The organism is Paenibacillus sp. Y660 (assembly GCF_057221575.1).
The window spans coordinates 36,816-52,812 of sequence record NZ_JBXBBJ010000006.1 but is presented as its reverse complement, the minus strand read 5'-3'; the positions used below and the strand labels follow the sequence as shown (position 1 = coordinate 52,812).

The window sequence follows — 15,997 nt, the reverse complement described above, 5'->3', positions numbered from 1 at the left end:
AGAATAACAGTATAGAGATCGAGGAGGACATCGATGATGGAAAGAAGAGTATTAATTGTAGATGACGAGCGGGAAATTGCTGATCTCATTGAAATATATTTAAAGAACGAGGGCTTTGCGACGGAGAAGGCATATGACGGTGAGCAGGCTCTGCTTGCATATGAGAAAAATCCGTTTGATTTGGTCATTTTGGACATTATGATGCCGAACATGGATGGGCTGGAGGCGACAAGGCGTTTGAGGCGGGACCAATCGGTTCCTATTCTGATGCTTAGTGCGAAAGCGGAGGATATGGATAAAATAATGGGACTGATGACTGGTGCTGACGATTACATGATCAAGCCCTTTAATCCGCTTGAGCTTATCGCACGTGTCCGCTCCTTGCTTCGCCGATCCTATCAGTATAGCGGTAAAGCGGAAGGCAGCGGCACTTCCCGTTCGGAAAAGGAGCTGCGTCTTGGACCGCTTCGCATCGATAAGCTGAGCCATACCGCTGAGGTTGAAGGAAGATCGCTTCATTTGACCTCCACTGAGTTTGGCATTTTGTTTTTGCTGGCGGGACAGCCGGGCAGAGTGTTTAGCGCGGAGGATATATTCCAGCAGGTATGGAAAGAAAAATATTTTGATTCCAATAATACGGTGATGGTTCATATCAGCAAGCTCAGGGATAAGCTCGAGAAGGAACTGGGCGATAAAATGATCGTTACGGTGTGGGGGGTAGGCTATAAAATTGAAGGATAATCTCGCTAGAAAAATAGTTGGACGCTCGCTGCTCCATTTGTTCGGAAGCGTATTGCTTTCGATTATTACGATTTACATCTTAATGAATATCAGTATGTGGCTTGCGGACAATGTAAGTCTAGTACGCGATATCGTTCGTATTGTTTTATCTATATTTGACAGCAGTTATGTTTTTATTGGAACAGGCTTTCTCTTGTTTTTTTTCTATTTCATTCTTTTACAGTGGAGCTTGTTTCAATATCTTAGCCAATTGAATAGGACGGTTAAACGGATTGCCGATGGGACGTTTGACTTGGATTATAAAATAGAAGTTCGCAAACGCAGCATTTTTGGTCCTATGGCAGCTAACGTAAACAGCTTAACTGATCGCCTTCATCATGCGCTTGAAGAGGAGCGAAAGGCCGAGCAGACAAAAAATGAATTAATAACGAATGTCTCTCATGACCTTCGCACGCCCCTTACGTCCGTGCTTGGTTATTTGGGGCTCATAGAACAGGATCGCTATAGAGATGAAGTAGAGCTGCGCCATTATGTTCAAATTGCTTATGATAAATCAAAGCGTTTGAATGTATTGATAAATGATTTGTTTGAATATACGAGAATGCGGTACGATTCGGCAGAGCTCAAGGTGAGAAATTTCAATTTAATCGAAATGCTGGGACAAATGCTGGTACAATTCCATTTGCCTCTTCAGGAAGCGGGTATGGCGAGCAAGCTGGATGCGAAGGAGACGTTCGTCATGGTCAAAGGGGACGCCGCAAAGCTTGTTCGCGTATTTGAAAATTTGATCGCTAATGCAATGAACTACGGCAAAGAAGGCAAACGTCTGTTAGTAACGGTTCATACGGAGGAAAAGGATGCTGTCGTTGAGGTTATCAATTACGGCGAACCGATTCCGACCTCCGATCTGCCGTATATTTTTGATCGTTTCTACCGGGTGGACAAATCGCGCACGCAGTGGTCTGGTGGATCGGGGCTTGGTCTTGCGATAGCAAAAAGCATCATTCAAAAGCATGGCGGCACAATCTCGGTAACGAGCGACATCGAACAAACTGCTTTTCGGGTAACCTTGCCTATCATTAAATAATATTTAAGGTTTTCTTATGATTCGGTTACGGTCTCCTTAAGCTCCAGCTTCTATACTTTGTCGTATGGAAGTGAAAGCGGAAGGGGATCGTTTGCGATGTACGAAAGATCATTTGGGAGAAAGTACAATTCGTGGTTTGACAAGCTTGATCGGTCATATCCAAAGCAAGTTAGGTATCCAGGCAGGATAATAGACGAACATGAATGGCAGGCTAATACTTAGAGCTTATCGAATTTAGTTGATTATTCCTACCCGTTTAATTGTGTAAACATGATGTTAAATCTAGGAGAAGCACAGGGCGCTTTTTCTGGATTTTTATATTTTATGTCATAATATATGACGTAAGAAGATTTACTTACTATTATTTGCTGTCTATAATGAAATGATTACGGGTAGAGAGGTGACAACATGCAGTTGACTGAACGTGAAAAAGAAAAGCTGCTCATTACAATCGCTGCGGATTTGGCGAGACGACGGATGAACCGCGGCGTGAAGCTTAATTATCCAGAAAGTGTTGCGCTCATCACCTCTGAAATTATGGAAGGCGCGCGCGACGGGATGACGGTTGCGCAATTAATGGAATTCGGAACGCAAATATTGAAGCCGGAGCAGGTCATGCCCGGCATTCCGGAAATGATACATGAGGTACAGGTAGAAGCGACTTTCCCAGATGGGACGAAGCTCGTCACCATCCATTACCCGATTTCGGGTTAAGATGACAAACGGCAATAAGGGCAGCATATCGATTAGGGTCCCATTCATGTTAGAGCGAGAACTTAGGAGAGAGGAGCGTTTGGCAGGATGATACCAGGACAATATCGCACAGCCGCTGGTGAAATTGAGTTAAACGCAGGACGCCTAACGAAGCAGTTAATTGTAGTCAATACAGGAGACAGACCTGTTCAAGTAGGCTCTCATTTTCATTTTTTTGAAGTCAACCGTGCGCTGAAGTTTGATCGCGAGGCAGCGTTTGGCATGCGGCTTCACATTGCCGCTGGTACAGCGGTGCGATTCGAGCCAGGCGAGGAGAAGCCTGTGACTGTTGTAGAGCTTGGCGGCGCGAAGCTATCCTATGGATTGAACGGCTTAAGCCAAGGGAAAGCCGAGTCAGGCGCTATGCCTGATGCAGTGCGAGTCCGACTCGCGGCTTGGGAGGGTGAAGGCGGATGACGAAGATGGATCGACGAAGCTATGCGGCTATGTTCGGACCTACTGCCGGAGATGCAATTCGCCTAGCCGATACGGAGCTATGGGCACAGATCGAGCATGACTATACCGTTTACGGTGACGAATGCAAGTTCGGCGGCGGCAAGGTCATTCGTGACGGCATGGGGCAATCAAGCGGTGCCATGCGTGATGAGGGCGTGCTGGATACGCTTATTACGAATGCGGTTATTATCGATCATTCCGGCATTGTGAAAGCGGATATCGGCATTAAAGATGGATTTATTGTCGGCATCGGGAAGGCGGGCAATCCAGACATTATGGATGGCGTTCATCCGAACATGATCGTTGGCGCGAGCACAGAGGTCATCGCAGGAGAAGGCAAAATCGTAACGGCAGGGGCCATTGATGCGCATATTCATTTTATTTGCCCACAGCAAATCGAGACGGCGCTATCCTCCGGTGTAACCACGATGATCGGCGGAGGTACCGGTCCTGCAACGGGTACGAATGCCACGACGGTTACACCGGGTGCATGGCATATGAGACGGATGCTGGAGGCGGCTGAGCATTTTCCGATGAATATCGGTTTTACAGGCAAAGGAAATGCTTCATTCACTGCTCCGCTCATCGAGCAAATCGAAGCGGGTGCGATTGGGCTGAAGCTGCATGAGGATTGGGGCACGACGCCAGCGGCCATCGATGCCTGCTTGCAGGCGGCGGATCAGTACGACATTCAGGTCGCGATCCATACCGATACGTTGAATGAAGCGGGCTTTGTAGAGGATACGCTCGCCGCGATCGGCGGGAGAACGATTCATACTTATCATACAGAAGGTGCGGGCGGCGGCCATGCGCCTGACATTATCATTGCGGCAGGCGAGCTTAACGTGCTACCTTCTTCGACGAACCCGACGCGTCCTTTTACGATCAACACGATCGAAGAGCATCTGGATATGCTGATGGTTTGCCATCATTTGGACAGCAGCATACCGGAGGATGTTGCATTCGCCGATTCGCGGATTAGGCCGGAGACGATTGCCGCAGAGGATATTTTGCATGATATGGGCGTGTTCAGCATGATCAGCTCCGATTCGCAGGCGATGGGCCGCGTCGGGGAGGTCATTATTCGGACATGGCAAACCGCTGATAAAATGAAAAAGCAACGGGGACCGTTAACGCCGGACAACGAGCAGCATGATAATTTCCGCATTAAGCGCTACATTGCAAAATATACGATTAATCCGGCGATCACTCATGGCATCTCCCATTTGGTCGGCTCGCTGGAAGCGGGCAAGTACGCTGATCTCGTCATTTGGAATCCGATGTTTTTTGGAGTTAAGCCGGATCTAGTCTTAAAGGGCGGCAGCATCGCGTTTGCCCAAATGGGCGACCCGAACGCCTCGATCCCGACGCCGCAGCCGGTATTTGGCCGTCCCATGTTCGCTTCCTTCGGGAAGCTGGTGTACAGCAGCTCGATTACGTTCGTCTCTCAGGCAGCGTATGACCGCGGCATCGCCAAGGAGCTGGGGCTTCAGAAACGGATTGAGCCGGTGAAGGGCTGCCGCACGGTAACGAAGAAGGATATGGTCCATAACGATGCAACGCCAAAACTAGAGGTAGATGCAGAAACGTATCATGTGCTTGTGGATGGCGAGCATGTAACCTGCGAGCCGGCAGAGGTGCTGCCGATGGCGCAGCGTTATTTCTTATTTTAGCGGATGATTAGTGCCTCAGAGGATGGGAGGGGCAAACGATAATGAAGGATCATGTTAGATGGCTCGCTTTGCAGCAGCTGCTCGATTCGGCTTTGCCGATCGGAGGCTTCTCGCATTCGTTTGGCCTCGAGACGATGGTGCAGGACGGCAGGATAAACAACTCCGGCCAGCTTTATGCTTATGCGTCCGCTATGCTTATGCAAAGCTGGGCAAGCGCCGATGCGATGATCATCAAGGCGGTTTACCGGGATGCGCCGCAAGCGAATTGGGAGCGTCTATGGTCGGTTGAACGGATGGTTCATTTGCAAAGAGTGGCATCGGAAACCCGCAGCGGCGTGGAGAAAATGGGGCGGCGGCTGCTGCAGCTTGCTTCAGCCATACATCCGCAGCTGGACTTTTCGCCACTGACGGAGGCGATGCGCGCCGGCAAATGCTTCGCCTCCCATCCGCTTGCGCATGGCTATGCCTGCTGGCAGCTGGGCGTATCGGAAGAACAGGCAATACAGGGCTACTTTTATACATGCATCGTAACCTGTATCAACAGCGCTCTGCGGCTAATGTCAATGGGACAGACAGAGGGGCAATCGTTAATTGCAAGGCTGACTCCCTTGACGGAGGAAGCGTTGGAGATTGCGAGGGAGCTTGCGCCGGAGGAGGCGTATTCCAATATGCCGATGGCGGAGCTCTCGATGATGCGTCATGAACGTTTGTATTCGCGATTATTTATGTCTTAACTATATAAATTGGAGGAATGACAAATGTGCCAAGGACAAGGACATACGCATCAGGAATGGGAAAGCAAAGCGATCGATAGCTCAAGACCGATTCGAATCGGTATTGGCGGACCGGTAGGCTCCGGAAAGACAGCGCTTGTTGAACGCCTCACGCGCGAGCTTCACACGAAATTCAGCGTGGCAGTTATTACGAACGATATTTATACGAAGGAAGATGCTCGTATTCTGTTCAACACAGGCGTTCTGCCTGAAGAGCGCATTATCGGCGTAGAGACGGGCGGCTGCCCGCATACGGCGATTCGCGAGGATGCTTCGATGAATTTTGAAGCTATTGAGGAGCTGGAGCAGCGGTTTGACCATTTGGATCTGATCTTTATCGAGAGCGGCGGCGATAACCTGGCGGCTGCCTTCAGCCCGGAGCTTGTTGATCGCTTTATCTATATCATCGACGTTGCCCAAGGGGAGAAAATTCCGCGCAAGGGCGGTCCCGGCATTATGCGCTCGGATTTGCTCGTTATTAATAAGATCGATCTGGCGCCTTACGTAGGCGCAAGCCTTGAAGTGATGGAGGCGGATACGCTGAAGATGCGCGGCGACCGTCCATTCGTATTCTCGAATCTGTTCGGCGGAGACGGCGTGGATGAGATCGTAAGCTGGCTGACCCATGAGATTGCACATGCGCGCGGTACAGAGCATTCGCATGTCATCCAGTTAACGAGCATTCCTGCTGAGCACCGTCACTCCGCGTCCTAATGGAACGGGCGCAAGCTGCCGAAACGACAAGGCTGCATGAGTGTTCTTCGGAGATTAGAACATCCGTGCTGCGCGCTTCCTTTGCAAGTTCGCGGGGGCAAACGATCATCGAGAAAAAATACCACACCGCGCCAATGAAAATAGCGAAAGCTTTTCCACTGGAAGGGCAGCTTGGCGTTATCGTCATGGACGTATCGCCCGGCCTGCTGGACGGCGACAGATATGAAATGGAATGGACGGCTAAGACTGCTGCCCATGTCATGATTACGAACCAATCGTATACGAAGGTACATCCGAGCACACCGAGCAGAGGCTCCTCCATGATGCAGACGTTTACCCTTGATGAGGGTGCAGTTGTTGAGCATATGCCTGAGCCGGTTATGCTGTATAAGGACGCTGCGTTTCGGAATGAGTCGATCGTTCGCTTGAAGGAGGGCTCGGTGTGGATGCAAGCCGATGTGCTTTGTCCCGGCCGAACTCTCCGCGGCGAGCGCTTCGATTATCGTTCATACCATAATTCGCTTACGCTACATTACGGAGGGGAGCTCATTTTCTCGCAGCGTCAGCGGATCGAGCCGGTAAGGCAAGCGATCTCGGCTCCTGGCTGCTGGGATGAGATGACCCACATGGCTACCTTCTATTTGTTCTCTGATCTTGTGAACAAAGCACATCTGGAGCAGCTGCAGGAGAAGCTGGATAGCTTCGAGGCACCAGTTGGCCGCAAGGTGCTTGCAGGAGCGTCGATGACGCATCGGTTCGGGGTAGCGGTATCCGCCGCATCTACGGCTGCTTGGCCGCTGCAGCAGCTTATGCAGGAGCTTTGGCAGACGGCTCGCAAAGGGCTGCTGGGCAAGCCTCCGCTTCGTTTTTTGCAGGGATAAGGAAGGGGACTTAGCAAAATTAGGTCTGTCAACTTCAGTTGGCGGGCTTTTTTTTATTGCTGCAAGCCATCAAAAACAAATATTTAGCAACAGTATTAGTTAATCTTATAATTGAACGTTATAATATAGAGAGCTGAGATATTAGAAATCGGAGACAGGTTGGTGATCGATTGGAAGCTTCAAGTGCGGAAAGGCTGGATTTAATGAGACGTCTGGACGAATCCTTTCGTCAGGTGCGTCGACAAATTAATGCAGAATGGAACACCTATAACGTACACGGGTTAGGCATGTCACATGGCAGGATGCTTACGATTTTATCGCAATCAGGCCCGCAAAAGGCATCGGCCTTGGCGGAGCAGCTGCTTATTACAAGCGGAGGCGTTACCGGGATTGCCGATCGGCTGATTGAGCTGGGCTATGTGAAGCGGGAGCGGGGCGAGAAGGATCGGCGCGTGGTCATGCTGGATATTACAGAATCTGGTCTGGAAATCGTCAAGCTTATTGAAACGGTTCGGCTCAAGATCATGCATAGGCTGTTTGATGGGATGTCGATAGCGAATATGGAGCAGGGTTTACATATCTTTGAACATATGAGCAAAAATATGGAATCTGATGTTGCGAATTCATGACTAATTACATAATTTGTTTTTTAATCCGTGTAAAATCTAGTGTAAAATAAACTAGAAATTTGTCGAATGGAAATAGGTTGACAAATTCCGATAAAACAACTAGGATTAGAGGGGAATAATACATTTACGTTTAGGGGAGATTTCGATGAAGAAGGCACTTGCTTTAGCGGTATCGTTATTTCTAATGGTTGCGATTGTGGCAGCTTGCGGATCTAATAAAAACGATGGAGGAAACGCAGCGAATAACAGCGCAGCGACAAATAATGCAGCTGGCGATAAAGCTGAAAAGAAAAAAATCGCGCTCGTGCTTCCAGAGAAAATTGGCGTTAACAAGTTTTTCGTATTGATGGATGAAGGCTTTAAAAAAGCAGGCGATGAATTCGGTGCTGAAGTAAAAACGATCGAATCTACTGACCCAGCCGCTTTTGAACAAAATCTTCGCGCAACGGTTGCTGAAGACTATGACCTTATCATCACGGCAACGTTCCAAGCAGAGGATGCTCTTAAAAAAGTAGCCGCTGAAAATCCGGACAAGCCTTTTGCAATCATTGATACAGTTGTTGATCTCCCGAACGTTCGCAGCGTTAACTTCCGCGAGCATGAAGCTTCCTACCTGATGGGAGCACTTGCTGGCCTTGCAACTAAAACAAACATCGTTGGCGCTGTTGTCGCAATGGACGCGCCACTGCTTAGCAAATATACTTCCGGCTTCGAGCAAGGCTTGAAAAGCACGAATCCTGATGCGCAATTCCTTGTCAACTATGTAGGCAGCTTCAATGATCCGGTTAAAGGCAAGGAGCTTGCATTGCTTCAACAATCCAAAGGCGCAGACTACATCGCAGGTATGGCGGCTGTCGGCGACAACGGCGTATTCGAAGCAGCGAAGGAGAAAGGATTCTTCACATCCGGCCAAGATACAGACCGTACCGATGAAGATCCAGAGCATATCGTTCTATCGCAATTGAAGGGTACCGACGCCGTAGCTTATGAAACGGTAAAAACGTTCGTAGAAGGAAACTTCGCATACGGCGTTGCCGATTACGGCTTGAAAGAAGACGGCGTAGGCCTTACATTCGTTACGAGAGAAAGCAAATCAGCTCTTAGCCCGTTCATCGGCCAAGAGAACGTTGATAAAGTAAAAGCTATCGCTGAAGATATTAAATCTGGTAAAATCGTAGTTGTAAATCCGCTAGCCCAATAGGTTGACATGCCGGCTGCCTATGCAGCCGGCTTGCTTGTTGATTGGAAGCTTCCTCCATTTTGGAGGAAGTGGTTTTTTTTGTTTATACGGCTATGAAAGGAGAGGGCGTTTGGATGTTGCTGCAAATGGAAAGCATAACCAAGTCATATGGTAGCGTAACCGCAAATAGCGGTGTGCAGTTTTCGCTGCAAAGAGGAGAAATTCATGCCTTGGTCGGTGAGAATGGTGCAGGAAAAACGACGCTGATGCGCATTTTATACGGCATGGAAAGCCCGACTAGCGGCGAGATTCGTCTGGATGGCAAGCCGGTTTCCTTTGCAAGCCCCGCTGATGCGATCAATCATAAAATTGGCATGGTACACCAGCATTTTATGTTGTTCCCGACGTTTACGATCGCAGAAAATATTGTGATCGGACGTGAACCCTCCAAGGGAGTCGGCTTCGATCGGAAAGCTGCAGCCGCGGAAACCGAAAGGCTTGGGAAGCTTTACGGAATGCCTGTCGATCCGTGGAGGAAGGTTGCGGATTGCTCCTTGGGCATGCAGCAGCGCGTTGAAATTTTAAAGGTGCTCTATCAGGGAGCAGAAGTTATTATATTGGACGAGCCGACAGGCGTTTTAACGCCGCTTGAGGTGAAAGAGCTGCTGATCGCGATCAAAGGTTTAGCCGCGCAAGGAAAGAGCTTCGTATTAATCAGCCATAAGCTGCAGGAAATTATGGAAGTTGCGGACCGGGTAACGGTGCTGCGAGACGGCAAGGTCACAGGGACGCTTGACGCCAAGGACACGAGTGCGGAAGATCTGTCGCGGCTTATGGTTGGCCGAGACTTAGTACATATATCGCGTAATGAGGCTGACAGCGGTAAGCCTGTGCTGGAAGTATCAAACGTGTCGATGAAGGGTACGAAGACGAAGCCGCTGCTGAGCGACGTCAGCCTTCATGTCAATGAAGGAGAAATCGTTGGCATCGCCGGCATCTCAGGCAACGGCCAATCGGAGCTTATACAAACGATTTCAGGTCTATTGAAGCCGGATGACGGAACGATCAAGCTGCTTGGACAAGACGTGACGGGTGCGCCGGTTGGGGCTATTCGCGAGCGCGGACTTGCCCATATTCCCGAGGACCGCTATCAATGGGGCGTTGCGAAGGATGCGACAGTTGCCGAGAACGGATTAATGGGACATACAGGCAGGCATCAGAAATATGGCGTCTTGAACGGTACGAGCATAAGGCAAATGATCAGCGAATGGGTGACAAGATTCGGAATCAAGACAGGCTCTCTGTCTACGAAGGCTCAGTTTTTGTCAGGCGGGAATCTGCAGAAGCTTATCGTTGCCCGTGAGCTTGCACAGAAAACTCCGTTTCTAATAGCGGCAGAACCGACGCGGGGCGTCGATGTTGGCGCGATGGAAATTATTCATGGCGAGCTTCTAAAGAAGCGGGATGAGCGAGGGGCGATATTGCTCATTTCCTCGGAGTTGACGGAAATACTGAAACTGTCGGATCGCATCTTGATCATGTTCGAGGGGAAAATCGTTGGCGAGCTGGATGCAGACACGGCAACAGAGGAGCAAATTAGTTTGTTAATGGCGGGAGGAAGAGCAGTTGGATAAGCTGTTACAATATGGACGTTCGCTGCTGCAGCCGCTGCTCGCTGTTATCGTTGGCCTTGCAGCAGGCGCGATCGCCATCGCAATCGTCGGAGGCTCCGTCATGGAGACGTATGCGGAAATGTGGAAGGGCGCCTTCGGTAGCTTTTACTTTTTTACGAATACGTTAAGCCGGGCTACGCCTATTATTTTGATCGGACTTGGCGTAGCCCTTGCCTTTCGTGCTGGATTTTTTAATATGGGCTCGGAAGGGCAGATGGTGCTTGGGGCGCTAAGTGCCGCTGTAACTGCTATTTATTTGCCTGGGCCTGGATGGTTTAAGCTTGTAGCTGCTATTATTGCCGGTATTATTTCCGGGGGAATATGGTCGGCCTTTGCTGGCTGGCTGGATGCGAGATTTCGCATGAATTTGCTTATCACAACATTATTGCTCAATTATATTGCTACGTTATTCGCGGGCTACATCGTATCGTATCCGCTCAAGGACCGGACTGGCTCTGCGGCAATGGCGCAAACGGTTATGCTTGACCAGAGCGTGTGGCTGCCAAAGCTGTTTAAAGGGATGAGCCTTCATGCGGGCTTTATTATTGCCGCAGCCTGTGCGGTGCTGCTCTTTCTGTTTATGCGTTACACGGTTAAGGGCTATGAAATTAGAATGCTGGGCGGCAATCCACTATTCGCAAGCTATGGGGGCGTGCAGCGCGGCAAAATGATGCTGCTGAGCATGTTCGTCAGCGGCGGCTTTGCCGGACTTGCCGGCTCTGTCGAAGTACTTGGCACGCAATATCGTTATTTAGATGGCGCATTAACATCACCGGGATACGCTTGGTCAGGCATCATGGCAACACTGCTTGCCGGGTCACATCCGCTTGGTACGGCGTTCGCGGCTATATTGCTTGCCGCGCTGCAAACAGGCGGCATGGGCATGGAGCGCAACACTGAAGTGCCGCTAGAGGTGTCCAGCATCATTCAAGCGGTGCTCATTTTGTTCGTATCGGCCAAAATCACTTATTCGTTCATTAAACGCAAGAAGGCGAGGTCATAGTATGGATTTTTTATTGGATGTCTCGCTATATGCCTCGACGCTTCGCATGGTCACGCCTATTCTTCTAGCAGCACTTGGCGGCGCTATATGCGCTCGAGTCGGATTGTTTAACGTTGGCTTAGAGGGCTTGGTGCTGATTGGAGCATTCTCTGCAATCGTGGGCAACCACTTTACGGGCAATGTTTTTGCCGCGGTGCTGTTTGCGATATTATGCTCGCTCGTATTTTCAATATTGTTTGGCTATATGAGCATCCATCTCAAGGCCAATGTCATCGTTGTCGGTATTGCGCTCAATTTTCTGGCGCTAGGACTGACGACCTTCTCGCTGCGTGCGATCTTTGATGTTAAAGGGGCATATTACAATAAGGATATGATAGGGCTTCCGAAATGGGATATTCCGGTGCTCAAGGATATTCCTTGGCTCGGAGATGTATTTTCTGGCCATTCGCCGCTCGTCTATTTATCTATTGTGCTCGTTATTGCGCTGCAGTGGTTTTTGTTCAAAACGGTCACTGGCTTCCGGTTGCTGGCAGCAGGCGAGAATCCGACTGCGGCAAAGAGCCTTGGTATTAAAGTATCTCGTCTCCAATATGGTGCAGTACTAATGTGCGGCGTGTTATGCGGACTTGCCGGAGCTCAGCTGTCGCTTGGCAATGTAACGATGTTTACTGAGGGGATGACCTCGGGAAGAGGCTTCATCGCTCTCGTTGCAACGATGCTCGGCCAGTCCAATCCGCTTGGCGTTGCGGCATCAAGCTTGTTGTTTGGCTTTATGGACGCGCTTAGCATTAGGCTGCAGGGCTTTGCCTTGCCGACTCATTTTACGATGATGCTGCCTTACATCGTGACGATTGCCGCTATGCTCTTCTTTAAAGATAAAGGCTATATGCAGGAAGCTCGCAAATCGAATGAAAGCTCACGCTAATTTGATATTGAATATGGAGGTAATCACGATGCACAAAAAAGCAGATCGTCTGAAAAAAGTAACTGCGATTAGACAAGCGGAGGTTGCTCCTGAGCTTGCCGATCGTGTACCGCCAGGCCAGACGCTAACGGAACGGTTTCCTATTTTGCATGAGGGGGACGTGCCTCGCTACGATATTAGCAAATGGTCGCTTCGGGTGTTTGGTGAAGTCGAGGAGGAGCGCTCATTCAGCTTCGAGGAGCTTCTCGCACTGCCTCAAACCAAAATCTCTTGCGACATTCACTGCGTTACGCGCTGGTCGAAGCTGGACACAGAGTGGGAAGGGATTAAGTTCAAGGACCTTTTGCCTCTGCTTGGCGCAAAGGCGGATGCGAAATATGTGATGATTCACGCGGACGAGGATTATGATACCAATCTGCCGCTTGAAGATTTGCTTCACGAGAACATATTGCTCGCGCATCGCTACGATGGGGAGCCATTGACCGACAAGCATGGCTGGCCGATGCGCCTGCTCGTTCCGCATTTATATTTCTGGAAGAGCGCGAAGTGGATTACGGGCATTGAATTTATGAAAGAGGATCGCGAAGGGTTCTGGGAGCGCAACGGCTTTCACAATTACGCGGATCCGTTTAAGGAACAGCGCTTCAGCAGCGACGAAAACTCGATGCCTGAGGACGAATGGATGAAGAAGGAGTTTGATTAATAAGATGCTGCCAATACTACAAGTCAATCCAGAAGATTTGCCGGCTATTGCAATCGTATGCGGCGATCCGCGCCGTGCGGAGACGATTTCACAGAAGCTTGCAAATGTAAAAGAGCTCGCATTCGCCCGTGAATACCGGACGTTCGTGGGCGAGTACGAAGGCGTGCAGCTTGCGGTAGTGAGCCACGGAGTAGGCTCGCCGGGAGCGGCTGTCTGCTTTGAGGAGCTCATTCGCGGCGGCGTGAAGACGCTCATTCGCGTAGGAACCGCTGGCTCTTATTCGGCAGATCATCCCGCGGGAAGCCTCGTCGTCAGTACAGCGGCTGTCCGTGCGGAAGGACTTACGCATCAGCTCGTTCCTGCCGGCTTCCCGGCCGTTGCGGACAGCGAGGTTACGGCGGCGCTGTACGAAGCGGCGCTTGAGAGCGAAGGCATCGTGAAGAAGGGCATTACGGTAACGCTTGATGTGTTCTTCAATGGTGTTGTGGAAATTCCACACCGTCAATATAAGCAAGCTGGCGTCCTTGCCGTAGAGATGGAAATTGCCGCATTGTATGTTATAGCTTCGCTGCGCGGAGCGCGTGCAGGCGCGATTTTGGCGCTCGATGGATATGCAGATTCCGATTTGGCGGGCGAGTACGATCCGCATACCGACGTAGTGGCGAAGGCCGTTGAGCGGGAAATCAATACGGCGCTGAAAGCTATTGTTAAGCTTGCATCTGTGTAACTATTATTTGTTGCTGAGCTAGGAGGGGAACTTCTCGTGGTCGGAACGCTGTTCAAAAGAGAGTGGTTGGATGGGGATTTGCATCCGCATGTGTTCGCTTATTATTTTAAGCAGTGGGCAGATTATTCTATGTCCTTTCACACGCATGATTCGATTGAAATTATGTATGTCATTTCCGGGTCTTGCGGCATCGAGGTTGAAGCGACGGAGGCTGCCGCTGCCTGCGAGATGACACTTAAAAAGGGCGAATTTATCATTCTAGATGCAAATGTTCCCCATCGCCTTATCGTTGACGAGCGCGGGCCGTGCCGGATGCTAAACGTCGAATTTGATTTTAGGGAGCGCCTGGCGGCGTTCCCTTCTATGCGTCAGCTTGCTTTGGAGGACGAATTTGTGGCCAAATTGATCACAGAGCCGTCCTCTTATTTGTTGCTGCGTGATCCAAGCGAGGTTTATCAGGTGCTTAAGAGCTTGGTACTCGAGCTTGACAGCCGCGGCAAAAACATTAATTTGAAGGCGGAGCTGTTGTTTGCGCAGCTGATCTTGGCGATTGCACGCTTGCACGGCGAGTCTGGAACACAGGGGATCAACACCGTAGAGCTCTATATGAAGCAAACCATTGCTTACATGCATCACAACTATGATAGAGACATTCAAGTAAAGGACATTGCAGCGGCAGTCAGCCTGCATCCAGGCTATTTGCACCTAATATTCAGCGCGCACTACGGCAAGACATTAACCGGCTATTTGACCGAGCTGCGGATGGAGAAGGCTAAAATGCTGCTGCGCGAGACGGATGTTGCGATTGCGGACATCTGTGATTATGTAGGCGTCGGGAGCCGACAATATTTTCACGCGATGTTCAAAAAATATTCGGGGATGACACCGATTGCTTACAGGAACGCGGTGGATACGCAAATTTTGGATAGCAGAGGTTTGAAGCCGGAATCATAAAAGTGACGATTTCTGACAGCAGGACCGGGATGCCGCGAACAAAAATGCTGGTGAATCGGACAAAGGGAAGGAGCGCGTCTAGCGCGCATATTTCAGCTCTGTCGCTTCGAGCCTTGTGCCGGGCGGGCTCCAAGCAGGCGGACCAAACTTTTTGAGATAACCCAGTGTATTTATGTAGCTGTCAACCGTTTGCTCATCGTTCATTTTTTTGAAAATTTCCCAGCAGGCAATCACGTCATTCAGCGCGCGGTGGCCGCCAATTAACGGAATGCCATAGCGATCCGACATGTCCTTGAGCGTATGCGGATAGACATGTCTGGTACGGCTAATCGTCAGCGTATCGATAAAGCTGTTCGAAAATGATCTGCCTGCTATTCGAAGCAAGGAATGGTGCAGGAAGCCGAGATCGAAGGCGGCGTTATGAGCAATCAAGATGTTGTCGCCCAGCATGCGGTTCAATATACGGAATGCGGTATCCTCGTCCATTCCGGTAGCAGTCATATCGTCGGTGATGCCGGTCAGCTCCGTTATTTTCGCGGAAAGCTTGCCGTCATATCGGACTAGCGTGCTGAACTCACTGGCGATTTCGCCATTGACGCAGCGAATAGCTGCCATTTCTATAACCCGGTCCTTCTTCGGATCGAGGCCGCTCGTTTCAAAATCAATAACAGTATAAGAATAATTAGTCATAGTAGATTCACCACTTTTTTTTGTAATAAGGTACTATAAGGTATTATCGTTTCAGAAATAATTCGACAAAAAAGATAAATAACCTTTTATTGCGCAAACGAAACAACCCATTACCAGAGCTTATTAAGCCGGTAATGGGTTGTTTGTGTTTTAGCGGGAACATCTGAACCTTTTAGTGGTTGTTGCCGGATCCGTTGCTTTTTTTATCAGAAGCTTTTGTAGTCGTGTTTTTGGTCGCGTGACCTTGCTGCTTCGCCATGGCAGGTTCCCCCCTCTCGAAGTAATGGATGTATTTTGTGACTAGAGGGGAGCTGTCTATTCAAGGATAGGCAAAATTTAAATCTTTTATTTGAAAGTGTTCGAAAGATCATATTTAAATAGAGGAGTTCGTATTTTAATATATAAAATTTAACAGAAACTTCCCCCTAAACATCA

17 protein-coding genes are annotated in these 15,997 nt (G+C 49.7%); 16 read left to right on the top strand and 1 reads right to left on the bottom strand.

From position 1 onward, the window contains the following. Positions 1 to 36: 36 nt before the first annotated feature. From AC2TDN_RS09465 to AC2TDN_RS09390, 16 genes are all read left to right on the top strand, one after another. Positions 37 to 741 (top strand): response regulator transcription factor, encoded by a 705-nt coding sequence (locus tag AC2TDN_RS09465; RefSeq protein ID WP_484687905.1) that lies wholly within the window; start codon positions 37 to 39, stop codon positions 739 to 741. Continuing rightward, the gene (locus AC2TDN_RS09460) at positions 731 to 1,828 is read left to right on the top strand and encodes a sensor histidine kinase (RefSeq protein ID WP_484687782.1); all 1,098 of its coding nucleotides are present in this window, start codon (positions 731 to 733) and stop codon (positions 1,826 to 1,828) included. Before AC2TDN_RS09465 ends, AC2TDN_RS09460 begins: the two co-directional genes overlap by 11 nt. A 408-nt stretch (positions 1,829 to 2,236) precedes the next feature. Next, positions 2,237 to 2,542 carry an urease subunit gamma gene (locus tag AC2TDN_RS09455; RefSeq protein ID WP_482066501.1) on the top strand — a complete coding sequence of 102 codons (306 nt, stop codon included), beginning with the start codon at positions 2,237 to 2,239 and terminating at the stop codon, positions 2,540 to 2,542. Positions 2,543 to 2,629: 87 nt separating this feature from the next. Beyond that, the gene (locus AC2TDN_RS09450; protein ID WP_482066502.1) at positions 2,630 to 2,998 is read left to right on the top strand and encodes an urease subunit beta; all 369 of its coding nucleotides are present in this window, start codon (positions 2,630 to 2,632) and stop codon (positions 2,996 to 2,998) included. Further along, positions 2,995 to 4,710 carry an urease subunit alpha gene (gene ureC, locus AC2TDN_RS09445; protein WP_482066503.1) on the top strand — a complete coding sequence of 572 codons (1,716 nt, stop codon included), beginning with the start codon at positions 2,995 to 2,997 and terminating at the stop codon, positions 4,708 to 4,710. Before AC2TDN_RS09450 ends, ureC begins: the two co-directional genes overlap by 4 nt. A gap of 41 nt (positions 4,711 to 4,751) precedes the next feature. Beyond that, the gene (locus tag AC2TDN_RS09440; RefSeq protein ID WP_484687781.1) at positions 4,752 to 5,444 is read left to right on the top strand and encodes an urease accessory protein UreF; all 693 of its coding nucleotides are present in this window, start codon (positions 4,752 to 4,754) and stop codon (positions 5,442 to 5,444) included. A 24-nt stretch (positions 5,445 to 5,468) separates the two neighbouring features. After that, positions 5,469 to 6,197: an urease accessory protein UreG gene (ureG, locus tag AC2TDN_RS09435; RefSeq protein WP_484687780.1), complete on the top strand. Its 729-nt coding sequence runs from the start codon at positions 5,469 to 5,471 to the stop codon at positions 6,195 to 6,197. Further along, the gene (locus AC2TDN_RS09430) at positions 6,197 to 7,078 is read left to right on the top strand and encodes an urease accessory protein UreD (protein ID WP_484687779.1); all 882 of its coding nucleotides are present in this window, start codon (positions 6,197 to 6,199) and stop codon (positions 7,076 to 7,078) included. Before ureG ends, AC2TDN_RS09430 begins: the two co-directional genes overlap by 1 nt. Before the next feature lie 170 nt (positions 7,079 to 7,248). Further along, the gene (locus AC2TDN_RS09425) at positions 7,249 to 7,707 is read left to right on the top strand and encodes a MarR family winged helix-turn-helix transcriptional regulator (protein ID WP_482066507.1); all 459 of its coding nucleotides are present in this window, start codon (positions 7,249 to 7,251) and stop codon (positions 7,705 to 7,707) included. A gap of 145 nt (positions 7,708 to 7,852) precedes the next feature. Continuing rightward, positions 7,853 to 8,908 (top strand): BMP family lipoprotein, encoded by a 1,056-nt coding sequence (locus AC2TDN_RS09420; RefSeq protein WP_484687778.1) that lies wholly within the window; start codon positions 7,853 to 7,855, stop codon positions 8,906 to 8,908. Between the two features lie 113 nt (positions 8,909 to 9,021). Continuing rightward, entirely contained in the window at positions 9,022 to 10,521 is a 1,500-nt protein-coding gene (locus tag AC2TDN_RS09415; protein WP_484687777.1) for an ABC transporter ATP-binding protein, read from the top strand. Then, complete coding sequence (locus tag AC2TDN_RS09410; protein WP_484687776.1) at positions 10,514 to 11,563, top strand: ABC transporter permease; 1,050 nt, start codon at positions 10,514 to 10,516, stop codon at positions 11,561 to 11,563. Before AC2TDN_RS09415 ends, AC2TDN_RS09410 begins: the two co-directional genes overlap by 8 nt. A gap of 1 nt (position 11,564) precedes the next feature. Next, positions 11,565 to 12,488 (top strand): ABC transporter permease, encoded by a 924-nt coding sequence (locus AC2TDN_RS09405; RefSeq protein WP_482066511.1) that lies wholly within the window; start codon positions 11,565 to 11,567, stop codon positions 12,486 to 12,488. 28 nt (positions 12,489 to 12,516) lie between these two features. Beyond that, positions 12,517 to 13,191: a sulfite oxidase-like oxidoreductase gene (locus AC2TDN_RS09400; RefSeq protein ID WP_484687775.1), complete on the top strand. Its 675-nt coding sequence runs from the start codon at positions 12,517 to 12,519 to the stop codon at positions 13,189 to 13,191. A gap of 4 nt (positions 13,192 to 13,195) precedes the next feature. Further along, positions 13,196 to 13,918, top strand: a complete 723-nt coding sequence (locus tag AC2TDN_RS09395; protein WP_484687774.1) for a nucleoside phosphorylase — start codon at positions 13,196 to 13,198, stop codon at positions 13,916 to 13,918. A 36-nt stretch (positions 13,919 to 13,954) separates the two neighbouring features. After that, positions 13,955 to 14,872, top strand: coding sequence for an AraC family transcriptional regulator (locus tag AC2TDN_RS09390; RefSeq protein ID WP_484687773.1), 918 nt, complete (start codon positions 13,955 to 13,957; stop codon positions 14,870 to 14,872). Between the two features lie 78 nt (positions 14,873 to 14,950). Here AC2TDN_RS09390 and AC2TDN_RS09385 read toward each other — a convergent pair whose 3' ends face one another. Beyond that, entirely contained in the window at positions 14,951 to 15,562 is a 612-nt protein-coding gene (locus AC2TDN_RS09385) for a 3'-5' exonuclease (RefSeq protein WP_482066515.1), read from the bottom strand. Positions 15,563 to 15,997 lie beyond the last annotated feature (435 nt).